The organism is Geodermatophilus sp. SYSU D00710 (assembly GCF_054050195.1).
This window is the reverse complement of sequence record NZ_JBJGYX010000092.1, coordinates 1-13,053: the sequence shown is the minus strand read 5'-3', so window position 1 is coordinate 13,053 and position 13,053 is coordinate 1. Positions and strand designations below refer to the sequence as shown.

The window sequence follows — 13,053 nt, the reverse complement described above, 5'->3', positions numbered from 1 at the left end:
CGGCGGGGGTACCGCCGCGGCCCACCGGGATCGTCAGCCGCGCGGTCCGGGGATGTCCGGTGTGCGCATGGGGCGGAACGCCTCCCGGAGCTCGGACGTGAACAGCTCGGGCTCCTCCCAGGCGGCGAAGTGCCCGCCCCGGTCGACCGCGTTGAAGTAGGCGAGGGTCGGGTACGCCGCCTCGGCCCAGCTGCGCGGGGTCCGCCAGATCTCGCCCGGGAACGTGGTGAAGCCGACCGGCACGGAGACGGCCGGAGGTGCCTGGGCGGCCGCCGCCGCGGAGGCCGCGACCCCGTAGCTGTCCCAGTAGGACCGGGCCGCCGAGGCGCCGGTGCCGGTCAGCCAGTACACCGAGATGTTGTCCAGGACGTGGTCCCGGGTGAGGTTGCCCACGGGCTCCCCGTCGACGAAGGCGCGGGAGATCTTGTAGTAGGCGTCGGTGTCGTGGTCGAGCATCCACGCCGCCAGGGCGACGGGGGAGTCGAGCAGGGCGTAGCCGATCGTCTGCGGCCGGGTCGCCTGCTCCAGGAAGTAGGCGAAGCCGCTCGACCGGAAGGTGGCGATCGCGTCGAGGCCGGCCCGTTCCTCGTCGGTGTCCGACGACAGGCCGCCGCCCAGGGCGGTGACCAGCAGGTTCAGGTGGATGCCGAGCAGTCCCTCGGGCGCCTGCCGGCCCATCGCGTCGGTGACGCCGGCGCCGACGTCCCCGCCCTGGGCGACGTAGCGGGTGTAGCCGAGACGGCGCATCAGCTCCGCCCAGGCCCGCCCGACGCGGGCGACGTCCCAGCCGGGCTCGGTCGGCTCGCCGGAGAAGCCGTAGCCGGGCAGCGACGGCAGCACCAGGTGGAAGGCGTCCTCGGCGCGGCCGCCGTGCGCCGTCGGGTCGGTCAGCGGGCCGACCGTCTCGAGCAGCTCGACGACGGAGCCGGGCCAGCCGTGGGTCATGACCAGCGGCAGGGCGTCCGCGTGCGGCGAGCGCACGTGGATGAAGTGGACGTCCACCCCGTCGATCTCGGTCCGGAACTGCGGCAGCGCGTTGAGCCGCGTCTCGCAGCGGCGCCAGTCGTACTCGTCGGCCCAGTAGCGGGCCAGCGCCTGCACCGTCGCCAGCTGCACGCCCTGGGAGCGGTCGGTGACCAGCTCCCGGGATGGCCAGCGCGTGGCGGCCAGCCGGCTGCGCAACTCGGTGAGCGCCTCTTCCGGGACGTCCACGCGGAACGGACGGATCGCACTGCCGGTCTGTTCTGCGACTGTGGTCATGACGGCCTGCCCTCGAGATGGATGCGGGGAAGTCGCGGACCAGGCCAGATCAGCGAGCGCACCACAGCACCGGCGGGGATCCGGGCTTCCAGGACGAGACCACCGCACACCCTCGGGCGGCTCCTCGCACCCGTCGAAGTCCCTGGCCCGCCCTAGGGTGGGCGGTGCCGGCGCGCTCGCCGTCAGGAGATGCTGCCGATGACTGCCGAGCTGACGACGTTCGTCGACCTCGACGCCACACCCGAGCGGGTGTGGCACGTGCTGACCGACCTGCCCGCCTATGCGGAGTGGAACCCCTTCGTCACCAGGGCTGAGGGGACGGTCGTGGTCGGGGCCCGGCTGTCGGTCAGCGTGCCGCGCGCGAACCCCCTCGTGGACCCGAGACCCCGTCCCACGGTCCTGGAGGTGGTCCCTCTCCGACGGCTGCGGGTGAAGAGCCGCCTGGACAGGCTGCGCCTACCGGGCCTGTTCACCGTCGAGGTCACCATCACCCTCACCGATCACGACGGGGGAGTTCGGCTGTGGTGGCAGGACGAGTTCCGGGGACTCCTGGCACCCCTGCTGATCCGTTCCCTGAACCGCCACCGGCTGGCCGCGTTCCACGGCATGACCGCCGCGCTCAAGAGCCGGGTCGAGGGCACGCCGGAGCCACCTCCTGCGTGAGGAGGGCCGTCCCTCGGTCGCCATGGAGCCCCTTCACTTGTGGCATCGAGTGCCATAACGTGTGGCCGTCGTCACACCGGAGCGGACATGGAGGTGGGCCATGGGGCGCGTCGAGGGCAAGGTCGCATTCATCACCGGAGCCGCACGCGGGCAGGGGCGCAGTCATGCGATCCGGCTGGCCGAGGAGGGCGCGGACATCATCGCGGTCGACCTGTGCGGTCAGATCGACACGGTGCCCTACGCCATGGCGACGCCGGAGGACCTGGAACAGACCGTCAAGGCGGTCGAGGCGCTCGACCGCCGGATCGTCGCCCGAGAGGCCGACGTCCGTGACCTCGCAGCGCTGCAGGCCGTCGTCGACGAGGGGGTGGCCGAGCTGGGCGGACGCCTCGACATCGTCTCGGCCAACGCGGGGATCGCCAGCACCGGCACGCTGACCACCGAGTTCAGCGAGGAGAGCTGGGCCGACATGATCGACGTCAACCTCACCGGCGTCTGGCACACGACCAAGGTCGCCGTCCCGCACATGGTCGCGGCGGGCAACGGCGGGTGCATCGTCCTCACCAGCTCCGCGGCCGGGCTGATGGCCTACCCCGGCGTCGGCCACTACGTCGCGGCGAAGCACGGCGTGGTCGGGTTGATGCGCACCCTGGCGCTGGAACTGGCGCCCCACATGATCCGGGTCAACAGCATCCACCCGACGCAGGTGGACACCGACATGATCCAGAACGAGACGATCTGGAAGCTGTTCGCCCCGGACGAGCCGAACCCGTCCCGTGAGTCCTTCGCGCCGATCTCACAGGAGATGAACGCCCTGCCGATCCCCTGGGTCGAGTCGCGCGACATCTCCAACGCCCTGCTGTTCCTGGCCTCCGACGAGGGCCGGTACATCACCGGTGTGACGCTGCCCGTCGACGCCGGCGCCGTCATCAAGTAGGGGAGGAGCAGCCATGCCAGGACGTGTGGAGGGCAAGGTCGCGTTCGTCACCGGAGCCGCCCGCGGGCAGGGGCGCAGCCACGCCATCCGCCTCGCCGAGGAGGGGGCCGACATCATCGCGGTCGACATCTGCCAGCAGATGGAGACGGTGCCCTATCCCATGGCGACGCCGGACGACCTCGCCGAGACGGTGAAGGAGGTGGAGTCGCTCGACCGCCGGATCGTGGCCACCCAGGCAGACGTGCGCGACGCCGAGGCGCTGCGGGCGGCCGTCGACCAGGGCGTCGCGGAACTCGGGCGGCTGGACATCGTGTGCGCCAACGCCGGCATCTTCAGCTTCACCACCGAGGAGCTGGGCGAGCAGATGTGGCGCGAGATGATCGACGTCAACCTCACCGGCGTGTGGCGCACCGCCAAGGTCGCCGTGCCGCACATGATCGAGGGCGGTCGCGGCGGCTCGATCATCATGACCAGCTCGACGGCGGGCCTGCAGGGCTTCCCCAACTTCGCCCACTACGTCGCGGCCAAGCACGGTGTGGTCGGCCTGATGCGCACCCTGGCCCTGGAGCTCGCGCCGCACATGATCCGGGTCAACAGCGTCCACCCGACCAGCGTCGACACCGACATGATCCACAACCGGGCGACCTACGACCTGTTCGCCCCCGACCTCGACGACCCGACGCGGGAGCAGGTGGCCGAGCGCTTCGCGGCGCTGAACGCGCTGCCGATCGAGTGGGTCGACGCCCGGGACATCAGCAACGCGGTGCTGTTCCTCGCCTCCGACGAGGCGCGGTACGTCACCGGGGTGACCCTGCCGGTCGACGCCGGCTCGACCCAGAAGTGAGGAGAGTGCACTGAGCGAGCAGCAGCCGGCCGGCATCGCGGACGTGCGCGCCCGCGTGGCCGCGCGGATCGTCGGCCGCGAGGACGAGCTCGACCTCGTCCTCGCGGCCGTCGCCGCCGGCCGCGACATCGTGCTCGAGGGCCCGCCGGGCACCAGCAAGACGACGATGCTCAAGGCGATCACCGCGGAGTGGGGCATCCCGCTGCTGTTCGTCGAGGGCAACGCCGACCTGACCCCGGCGAAGATCGTCGGCCACCACAACCCGGCGCGGGTGCTGCGTGAGGACTACAGCGCCGACAACTTCGTGCCGGGTCCGCTGGTGGAGGCGATGGAGCAGGGCGGCTTCCTCTACATCGAGGAGTTCAACCGGGCGCCGGAGGACACCCTCAACACCCTGCTGACGGCGATCGCCGACCGGACCGTCGCCGTCCCCCGGGTGGGCACGGTCACCGCCCGGCCGACGTTCCGGGTGATCGCCTCGATGAACCCCTACGACAACGTCGGGACGACGCGGCTGTCGACCAGCGTCCACGACCGGCTGTGCCGCCTGGCGATCGGCTACCAGGACGAGGCGGCCGAGCGCGACATCGTGGCGCTGCGGGCCGGCGGAGCCGAGGGGGACCTGCGGACGGCGCTCGTGGCCGACGGCGTCGCGGTGACCCGGGCGACGCGGGCGCACCCCGACGTGCGGCAGGGCAGCAGCGTCCGCGGTGCGATCGACACGGTGCTGGTCGCCCTGCAGCTGGCGGCGCTGCGCGGCATCACCCTGCCGGCCGACGACCGGTACGCACCGACCGTCCGCGACGCGATGGTCGTGGCGCTGTCGGGGCGGATCCACCTCGACGAGGCGGCCGAGACCACCCCGGAGCAGGTGCTCCGCGAGATCTGGGAGGACCGCTTCGTCCTGACCCCGGCGGCCGCCGCTCCCGGTTGAAGTGCGGTCGAGGCCGACTCGCCGGTGCGCCGACCCGGCCCGCCCCGGCCCACCTCGCGCGCGCCGTTGCGACGCAGGCCCAAGCAGCTGTCGGAGGAGCCGACGCTGTTCGACCGCACGCCCTCGGCCGGAGGCGGCACCGTGCTGACCGTGCTGCCCGGCGGCCGGCGGCGGTCCGGGCCGTCCCCAGCGGGCGGCAGCGCTCCGGGGACCACTGACGAGCCGGCCGAGATGGTGACCCTGCCCGCCGACGGACCCGGCCCGGACCCGGCGGTGCGGGCCCGGGCGCGGCAGATCGCCACCCGGCTGTCGGTACCTCGGCCGCGGCACGACGTGGTGGCGCGGCGGGGCGCGGGCGACCTGGCGAGCGTGCCGTACCGCGGAGGCGCCGACGACATCGACCTCGACCGCACCATCGAGGTGCTGGCCGAGCGCCCGCTGCCCGAGGACGAGGACGTCGTCGTGCGCGAGCGGGTCCGCACCCGGCGGTCGGTCGTCCTGGCCGTCGACGTCTCGGGGTCGATGCGCGGCGAACGGATCCGGACGGCGGCGGCCACCGTGGCGGCCCTGGCAGCCGAGCTCCGGAGCGACGACCTCGCCGTCCTGGCCTTCTGGTCCGATGCGGCGTCGCTGCTGCACCTCGGGCAGCCGGTCGCGCCGCTGGTCCTGCTCGACCAGCTGCTGGCGATCCCGGCCAAGGGCCTGACCAACCTGGCCTTCCCGCTGCAGCAGGCGGCGCGCGAGCTGGCGCGGGCGCCGGCCCGCGACGCCCGCGTGGTGCTGCTGTCGGACTGCGTGCACAACGCCGGGCCCGACCCCCGGCCGCTCGCGGCCCGGCTGCCGCGGCTGGACGTGCTGCTCGACGTCTCGGGTGAGCAGGACGTGGAGCTGGCCCGGGAGCTGGCGCGGGCCGGACGTGGCCGGCTCGCGCGGATCCGCACCCACCGCGACGTGGCCCCGGCGCTGAGCCGCGCGTTCGCTGGCTGACCGGCCTCAGGGACCGGGCGGCAGCAGGAGGTCGAGGCAGCGGGCGAGCACCTCGAACAGGTCCGACTCCGGATGGGCCAGCCAGTGCTCGTGGGCGGTCAGGGTCGCGGCCAGCACGGCCTGGCCCACCGCGCGCGGGAACAGCGCGTCGGCCGCCTGCCCGCTGCGGTCGGCGACGAACGCCGCGGCGGCGGCGCGCCAGGCGGCGTAGCGCGACATGGCGTGCGCCTGGACCGCCGGCACCGTGAGCAGCAGCTGAGCGCGCTGCCGGGCCCACTCGCGCTCCTCGTCGGGGAACCGCAGGGCGGCGACCACCGAGCGGGTCACGACGTCCTGGTACGGCTCCGAGCGGCCGCCCTCGGCGAGGTGCGCCTCGAGCCGGCGCAGCTCCGCGTCGGACTCGACGAACAGGACGTCGGCCTTGGTGGGGAAGTACCGGAAGAACGTGCGGCGGCCGATGCCCGCGGCCGTCGCGATGTCCTCGACGCTGGTGGCGTCGAACCCGCGGTCGAGGAACAGCTGCTGCGCCACCGCCGCCAGCTCGTGGGGCGTGGTGACGGCCGGGCGGCCGCCACGGTCCGTGCGCAGTCGTGTCGGCTCGGTTTCCACCTTCAGGATGGTGCCGCACGGTCGCCCCGGTGCCGAGCGGCCCGGTCCTCCTGGACCCTCGCGTTCCAGGTGGTCCGCCGGGGGTAGGGGCAGCGCCCCGGCCGTCCGGACCCGGACGGCGACCCTCGACCGGGAGGTCGGCATGGCCGAGAAGAGCGGCAAGGGCAGCGCCACGGCGCAGAAGGCGAACGCCAAGGCGAAGGAGGAGGGCGAGAAGAACCCGCGCAAGAGCTCGGCCGCCCAGAGCGAGCTGGGCAAGAAGGGCGGCAAGAAGTCCTGACCGTCCTCCCGCCGGCCCGGTCCCTCAGACCGGCGTGATCGAGAGGGTGAGCGCGCGGCGGCCGGCCTCGGAGCGGGCGGTGGCGATCCGCTCCTCGCTCGGGGTGCCGTAGTCGGTGGTCCGCTGGCGGGCGGGCCGGCCGATCGCGGCGGCGATCCCCTCCAGCTCGGCGATGGTCTTCAGCGAGCCGTTCTCGCTGCCGGCCATCCGGCTGATGGTCTCCTCCATCAGCGTGCCGCCGAGGTCGTTGGCCCCGCCCCGCAGCACCGCCTGCGTGCCGACGTCGCCGAGCTTCACCCACGACGTCTGGACGTTCGGGATGCGCCCGTGCAGCAGCAGCCGGGCGACGGCGTGCACCGCCCGGTTCTCGCGCACCGTGGGGCCGGGCCGCGCGACGCCGGCGAGGTAGATCGGCGCGTTGTGGTGCACGAACGGCAGCAGCACGAACTCGGTGAACCCGCCGGTCTCGTCCTGCTGGCGGGCGATCGTGCGCAGGTGCGCCACCCAGTGCGCGGGGGTGTCGACGTGGCCGTACATCATCGTCGACGTCGTCGGCAGGCCCACCCGGTGCGCGGTCCCGATGATCTCCAGCCAGGTCGCCGCGGGCAGCTTTCCCTTGGTCAGCACCCAGCGGACGTCGTCGTCGAGGATCTCCGCCGCGGTGCCGGGGACGCTGTCGAGCCCGGCCTCCCGTGCCGCGACGAGGAACTCCTCGAACGACAGCCCGGTGCGGGCCGCGGCGTTGACGATCTCCATGGGGCTGAACGCGTGCAGGTGGATGTCCGGCTGCCGGCGCTTCACCTCGCCGATCAGGTCGAGGTAGGCCGAGCCGGGGAGGTCGGGGTGGATGCCGCCCTGCATGCAGATCTCGGTGGCGCCGGCCGCCCACGCGCGGTCGACCCGGTCGCCGACCTCGGCCAGCGACAGCGTGTAGGCGTCGGCGTCGGTGCGCCGCTGGGCGAAGGCGCAGAACCGGCAGCCGGTGTAGCAGACGTTGGTGAAGTTGACGTTCCGGTTGACGACGTAGGTGACGTCGTCGCCGACGGTGTCGCGGCGGACGGCATCGGCGAGCGCGGCGAGCGCCTCGAGGTCCTGACCGTCGGCGCCGAGCAGCGCGAGGTACTGCGCGTCGGACAGCCCGGCCGGGTCGCGCTCGGCGGCGCGCAGGGCGGCGTGCACCTCGGGGTCGCCGGCGGCCAGCGCGGTGGAGGAGCCGTCGCGGGCGGTCGCGGTGCGCGCCCGCAGCTCGGCCCAGTCGCCGTAGACGGCGTCGAAGTCGCTGCGCCGGTCGCCGGTGCGCCCGACGGTGTCCACCTCGACGTGCAGGTCGGTGCGGCCCGTGGAGACCCACGCCTCGTCGGGTTCCTGCCACGGCAGCCCAGCAGGCACGCGGCCCTCGACGGCGAGCCCGTCGGGACCGGCGAGCGCGGCCACGTGCGGGCGCACCCGCGGGTCCAGCCACGGCTCGGGGGAGAGCACGTACGGCGGCTGCGCGGCCAGCCGCTCGCGCAGCGTGAACCCGCCCTCGGCCGTCAGCGCGGCGAGCGCGTCGATCTGCGGCCAGGGCCGCTCGGGGTTGACGTGGTCGGGCGTGAGCGGGCTGACCCCGCCCCAGTCGTCGACGCCGGCCCGCAACAGCAGGCCCAGCTCGGCCGGGTCGGACAGGTTCGGCGGCGCCTGCACCCGCGCCCGCGGCCCGAGCAGCAGCCGGGTGACGGCGACGGCGGCGGCGTACTCCTGCAGCGCGAGGTCGTCGTGCGCGGCCATCGCCGTCCGCGGCTTGGCGCGGAAGTTCTGGACGATGACCTCCTGCACGTGCCCGTGCCGCTGGTGCGCGGCGCGGATCCGCAGGACCGCGTCGACCCGCTCGGCCGGCGTCTCGCCGATGCCCAGCAGGACGCCGGTGGTGAACGGCACGGCGGAGCGGCCGGCGTCCTCCAGCACCCGCAGCCGCACGGCCGGCTCCTTGTCGGGGGAGCCGAAGTGCGGGCCGCCGGGCTCCGACCACAGCCGCGTCGCCGTCGTCTCGAGCATCATCCCCATCGACGCCGACACGGGCTTGAGCCGCTGGATCTCCTCCCAGCTCAGCACGCCGGGGTTGAGGTGCGGCAGCAGCCCGGTCTCCTCGAGCACCCGGATCGCCACGGCGCGCAGGTAGCCCGGCGTGGAGTCGAAGCCGTGCGCCTCCAGCCACTCGCGGGCGACCGGCCAGCGGTCCTCCGGGCGGTCGCCGAGGGTGAACAGCGCCTCCTTGCAGCCCAGCGCCGCGCCCTGCCGGGCGATGTCGAGGACCTCGTCGGGGGAGAGGTAGGGCGCCCGGCCCTCGCGGCGCAGCTGCCCGGGCGTCGTGACGAACGTGCAGTAGTGGCAGCGGTCGCGGCAGAGGTGGGTGAGCGGGATGAACACCTTGCGGCTGTAGGTGACCACGCCGGGGCGCCCGGCCGAGGCCAGGCCGGCGTCGCGCACCCGGGAGGCGGCGGTCAGCAGCCGGTCCAGCGGGTCGCCCGCGGCCAGGCCCCGGGCCGCGAGCAGCGTCTCGGCCTCGCCGGCGTCGAGGGTCACGCCCCGCTCGGCGCGCGCCAGGGCACGCCGCAGCGCGGACGGCACGGGGATCTGCGGCTCGATCATCGCCCCGCACGCTAGCCCCCGTCCCACCTGCACGGGACCGGTGCCTTCATCGGGCTAATGGCTCACCGGGGCGTCGGTGTAGCGGCCGCGCAGGCGGAGCAGGGGAGCGGCGCCGTCGTGCAGCACGGGTACCGCCTCGACGGCGAGAAGCGCCAGCACGTGGTCGCCGGCCGGCACCAGGCGGTCGAGCCGGCAGTCCAGGGCGACGACGCCGCCGTCGAGCACGATCGCGCCGCTGCCCGGCGCCCGCGACCACGGCACCGACTCGAGCAGGTGCCGCGCCGAGGGCCGGCCGGCCGAGGAGAACCGGCTGGCGAGGATCGCCTGGCCGGCGGCGAGCACGGTGAGCGCGCAGGTGCCGACCGCCTCGAGCACCTCGGCCGGGTACCCGCCGGCGCTCAGCCCGACGGCGACCAGCGGCGGATCGGCCGACACGCTCATCACCGAGGTCACCGTGGTGCCGACGTCGTCGATGTCGTCGCGGACGGTCAGCAGCGCCACCCCCGCGGCGTACTGGCGCAGGGCGGTGGCGAACTCCGACGGCGACACGGGCCCGGCACTCGAAGCCATGGCGGCCAGTCGACCACACCGGACAGGATGACCCGGTGAGCAGCGCGGACCGGACCTACGACGTCGTCGTGCTCGGCGCCGGGTCGACCGGGGAGAACGTCGCCGACGTCGTCGTGCGGGGCGGCCTCTCGGCGGTGCTGGTGGAGGAGCACCTCGTCGGCGGGGAGTGCTCGTACTACGCCTGCATGCCGAGCAAGGCGCTGCTGCGCGGCACCGAGGCGCTCGCCGAGGCCCGGGCGGTCTCCGGCGCCTCCGCCGCGGTCACCGGGGAGCAGGACGTCGCCGCCACGCTGGCCCGCCGCGACGAGTTCGCCCACCACTGGGACGACGCCGGCCAGGTGGAGTGGGTCGAGGGTGCGGGCAGCGAGCTGCTGCGCGGCACCGCCCGGCTCGACGGCGAGCGCGCCGTCGTCGTCACCGGGCCCGACGGCGGCCGGACCCGGCTGACCGCCCGGCACGCGGTGGCCGTGTGCACCGGCTCGGCGGCCGCCGTCCCGCCGGTCGAGGGGCTGCCCGACGTGGCGCCGTGGACGCCGCGGGAGGGCACGACCGCCAAGGAGGCCCCGGGCCGGCTGCTGGTGATCGGGGGCGGCTACGTCGGCTGCGAGCTGTCCACCGCCTGGCACGCCCTCGGCTCGCAGGTGACGCTGCTGCAGATGGGCGACCGGCTCCTCGACGACGCCGAGCCGCAGGCGGGGGCGGCCGTGCTCGCCTCGCTGCGCCGCCGCGGGGTCGACGTCCGGCTCGGCGCCGAGGTCCGCGCGGCCCGCCGCGAGGGCGGCGAGGTGGTGCTCGAGACCGCCGACGGCGAGGTGCGCGGCGACGAGGTGCTCGTGGCCACCGGCCGGACGGCACGCACCACCGGCATCGGGGTGGAGACCGTGGGCCTCGAGCCCGGCGCCTACCTCGACGTCGACGACACCCTGCAGGTGCGCGGGCTGCCGTGGCTCTACGGCGTCGGCGACGTCAACGGCCGCCGGCAGCTCACCCACATGGGCAAGTACCAGGCCCGCCAGGCCGGCGCGGCGATCGTGGCCCGCGCCCGCGGCGAGCGGGCGCGGACCGAGGACTGGTCGCCGCACACCGCCACCGCCGACCGCGCCGCCACCCCCTCGGTCGTGTTCACCGACCCGCAGGTGGCCGCCGTCGGGCTGACCGCCGCGCAGGCCCGCGAGGCCGGCCTGCCCCATCGCGTCGTCGAGTACCCGATCGGCTCGGTGGCCGGCGCGAAGCTGTTCGCCGACGGCTACGAGGGGACCGCGGTCGCCGTCGTCGATCCCGAGCGCGAGGTGCTGCTCGGCGTCACGTTCATCGGCCCGGCGGTCGCCGAGCTGCTGCACGCGGCCACCGTCGCCGTCGTCGGGGAGGTGCCGATCAGCCGGCTGTGGCACGCCGTGCCCGCCTATCCGACGGTCAGCGAGATCTGGCTGCGGCTGCTCGAGACCTGGCGCGGCTGAGTGACCCGCCTCGGCCTGGTCCTGCACCCCACCCGGGACTCCTCGGCCGCCGTCGCGCAGGTGCTCGCGTGGACCGGCGGGACCGACGTCGAGCTGGTCGCCGGCCGGGCCGACGTCGACCGGCTGGGTCTCACCGGCGTCACCCCCGTGCCGGTGGCCGAGCTGGCCGCCACCAGCGACGGGCTGATCGCCCTGGGCGGTGACGGCACCATCCTCGGCGCCATGCGGCTGATGACCGACCGACCGGTGCCGGTGCTCGGCGTCAACCTCGGCCACCTCGGGTTCCTCGCCGAGGTCGAGGCCCGCGAGCTCGGCGAGGCGCTGGCCGCGATGGCCGAGGGCCGGGTGCGCACCGAGTCCCGCGGCTGCCTGGTCGTGCGGCAGGGCGAGCGGGAGTGGCTGGCGTTCAACGACGCCGTGCTGGCCCGCGTCCCGGGGGAGGGGATGGTCACCGCGGAGCTGTCGGTGGGCGGCCAGCGCTACGCGCACGTCCGGTGCGACGCGGTGATCGTCGCGACCGCGATGGGCTCGACCGCCTACAACTACGCGGCCGGCGGCCCGGTGGTCAGCCCCGAGGTCGAGTGCATCCTGGTCACGCCCGCCGCGCCCGCGCAGGGCATCTCGCGCACGGTGCTGCTCGGCGCCCGGGAGACCCTGTCGCTCGCCATCGGCAGCGGCCGCCCGGCGATCGAGCTCGACGGCGTCCTCGGCGAGCAGCTGGGCCCGGGCGACGAGCTCACCGTCTCCTACCGGCCCGATGCCGCCCAGCTGGTCCGCATCGAGGGCTCCCGCTCGGCGGAGCGCAGCCGGGCCAAGCTGTCGCTGCTCGACCTGCCCTTCCTGCCCGAGGAGCTGCTCGAGCTGCTGCCGCGCGACGTGCGCGAGCGGATGAGGGAGGACCCCTCGGACGGCTGACCCGGCGGCCGTGTTGCAGTGGAGCCCGTGCCCGCACCGTCCCGCTCCTCCTGGCGCCGCTACGTCGCCCTCGGCGACTCCTTCACCGAGGGGCTCAGCGACCCCGACCCCGACCGCCCCGGCGAGTACCGCGGCTGGGCCGACCGGCTCGCCGAGCACGTCGCGGCCGCGTCGCCGGGGGCCGACGTCGAGTACGCCAACCTCGCCATCCGCGGCCGGCTGCTGCCCCAGGTGCTCGCCGAGCAGGTGCCGGTGGCCCGCGCCGCCCGGCCCGACCTGGTCAGCCTGGTCGCCGGCGGCAACGACCTGCTCCGCCCCGGCGCCGACCCCGACCGGCTGGCCGCCGCGCTGGAGGAGTCCGTGGCCGGGTTCCGCGCCGACGGCGCCGACGTGCTGCTGGCCACCGGGGTCGACCCGCGGCTGACCCCGATCATCCGGCGCACCCGCGGCCGGGTGGCGGTGTTCAACGCCTCGCTGTGGTCGATCGCGGCGCGGCACGGCGCCGTCGTCCTCGACCAGTGGGGCGCGGACTGGCTGCTGGACTGGCGGCTGTGGGACGGCGACCGCATCCACCTCACCGCTGAGGGGCACCGGCGCACCGCGCTGGCCGCGGCCACGGCGCTGGGCGTCCCGGTCCCCGGCGACGGCGACTGGCGGGTCCCGCTGCCCCCGGCCCCGCCGCGGGCGCTGCGGGCGGCGCTGGCCGAGGAGGCGGCGTGGGTGCGCGGCTTCGTCGCGCCGTGGATCGCCCGCCGGCTGCGCGGCCGCTCGTCCGGTGACGGGCGCGCGCCCAAGCGGCCGGTGCCGCTGGCGCTGCCCCGCGCCTGAGCCGCCGGCCCGGACCGGGGGGGGGGGGGGGGGGGGGGGGGGGGGGGGGGGGGGGGGGGGGGGGGGGGGGGGGGGGGGGGGGGGGGGGGGGGGGGGGGGGGGGGGGGGGGGGGGGGGGGGGGGGGGGGGGGGGGGGGGGGG

At 75.3% G+C, this 13,053-nt stretch carries 13 protein-coding genes; 9 read left to right on the top strand and 4 right to left on the bottom strand.

What is annotated here, in order from left to right:
• Positions 1–33: 33 nt before the first annotated feature.
• Complete coding sequence (locus ACI78U_RS23980) at positions 34–1,260, bottom strand: epoxide hydrolase family protein (protein WP_456877916.1); 1,227 nt, start codon at positions 1,258–1,260, stop codon at positions 34–36.
• 198 nt (positions 1,261–1,458) lie between these two features.
• On the opposite strand from ACI78U_RS23980, the gene ACI78U_RS23975 reads away from it, so the two are divergent.
• The 5 genes from ACI78U_RS23975 to ACI78U_RS23955 all read left to right on the top strand — a co-directional run bounded on the left by ACI78U_RS23975 (position 1,459) and on the right by ACI78U_RS23955 (position 5,625).
• Positions 1,459–1,923, top strand: coding sequence for an SRPBCC family protein (locus ACI78U_RS23975; RefSeq protein ID WP_456877915.1), 465 nt, complete (start codon positions 1,459–1,461; stop codon positions 1,921–1,923).
• A 100-nt stretch (positions 1,924–2,023) separates the two neighbouring features.
• Positions 2,024–2,860 carry a mycofactocin-coupled SDR family oxidoreductase gene (locus ACI78U_RS23970; RefSeq protein ID WP_456877914.1) on the top strand — a complete coding sequence of 279 codons (837 nt, stop codon included), beginning with the start codon at positions 2,024–2,026 and terminating at the stop codon, positions 2,858–2,860.
• A 13-nt stretch (positions 2,861–2,873) separates the two neighbouring features.
• Positions 2,874–3,704 (top strand): mycofactocin-coupled SDR family oxidoreductase, encoded by an 831-nt coding sequence (locus ACI78U_RS23965; RefSeq protein WP_456877913.1) that lies wholly within the window; start codon positions 2,874–2,876, stop codon positions 3,702–3,704.
• Between the two features lie 43 nt (positions 3,705–3,747).
• On the top strand, positions 3,748–4,638 hold the full coding sequence (locus ACI78U_RS23960; RefSeq protein ID WP_456877912.1) for an AAA family ATPase: 891 nt from the start codon (positions 3,748–3,750) through the stop codon (positions 4,636–4,638).
• A gap of 24 nt (positions 4,639–4,662) precedes the next feature.
• The gene (locus tag ACI78U_RS23955; RefSeq protein WP_456877911.1) at positions 4,663–5,625 is read left to right on the top strand and encodes a vWA domain-containing protein; all 963 of its coding nucleotides are present in this window, start codon (positions 4,663–4,665) and stop codon (positions 5,623–5,625) included.
• A gap of 6 nt (positions 5,626–5,631) precedes the next feature.
• Here the strand turns inward: ACI78U_RS23955 and ACI78U_RS23950 are convergent, their stop codons facing one another.
• Entirely contained in the window at positions 5,632–6,234 is a 603-nt protein-coding gene (locus ACI78U_RS23950; protein ID WP_456877910.1) for an acyl-CoA-like ligand-binding transcription factor, read from the bottom strand.
• Positions 6,235–6,376: 142 nt separating this feature from the next.
• Here ACI78U_RS23950 and ACI78U_RS23945 point away from each other — a divergent pair, with 142 nt between their 5' ends.
• Positions 6,377–6,514 carry a hypothetical protein gene (locus ACI78U_RS23945; RefSeq protein WP_456877909.1) on the top strand — a complete coding sequence of 46 codons (138 nt, stop codon included), beginning with the start codon at positions 6,377–6,379 and terminating at the stop codon, positions 6,512–6,514.
• A 24-nt stretch (positions 6,515–6,538) separates the two neighbouring features.
• Here the strand turns inward: ACI78U_RS23945 and ACI78U_RS23940 are convergent, their stop codons facing one another.
• Together ACI78U_RS23940 and ACI78U_RS23935 are read right to left on the bottom strand one after the other, a co-directional pair.
• Entirely contained in the window at positions 6,539–9,142 is a 2,604-nt protein-coding gene (locus ACI78U_RS23940) for a bifunctional FO biosynthesis protein CofGH (protein ID WP_456877908.1), read from the bottom strand.
• A 54-nt stretch (positions 9,143–9,196) separates the two neighbouring features.
• The gene (locus ACI78U_RS23935) at positions 9,197–9,712 is read right to left on the bottom strand and encodes a flavin reductase family protein (protein ID WP_456877907.1); all 516 of its coding nucleotides are present in this window, start codon (positions 9,710–9,712) and stop codon (positions 9,197–9,199) included.
• A 35-nt stretch (positions 9,713–9,747) separates the two neighbouring features.
• Here ACI78U_RS23935 and ACI78U_RS23930 point away from each other — a divergent pair, with 35 nt between their 5' ends.
• Genes ACI78U_RS23930 through ACI78U_RS23920 form a run of 3 tightly spaced genes read left to right on the top strand, consistent with a single transcriptional unit; the run spans position 9,748 to position 12,912 of the window.
• Positions 9,748–11,169, top strand: a complete 1,422-nt coding sequence (locus ACI78U_RS23930; RefSeq protein ID WP_456877906.1) for a dihydrolipoyl dehydrogenase family protein — start codon at positions 9,748–9,750, stop codon at positions 11,167–11,169.
• A complete protein-coding gene (locus ACI78U_RS23925; protein ID WP_456877905.1) occupies positions 11,170–12,084 on the top strand; it encodes an NAD(+)/NADH kinase in 915 nt (304 codons plus the stop codon).
• A gap of 27 nt (positions 12,085–12,111) precedes the next feature.
• Positions 12,112–12,912, top strand: a complete 801-nt coding sequence (locus ACI78U_RS23920) for an SGNH/GDSL hydrolase family protein (protein WP_456877904.1) — start codon at positions 12,112–12,114, stop codon at positions 12,910–12,912.
• Positions 12,913–13,053: the final 141 nt, after the last annotated feature.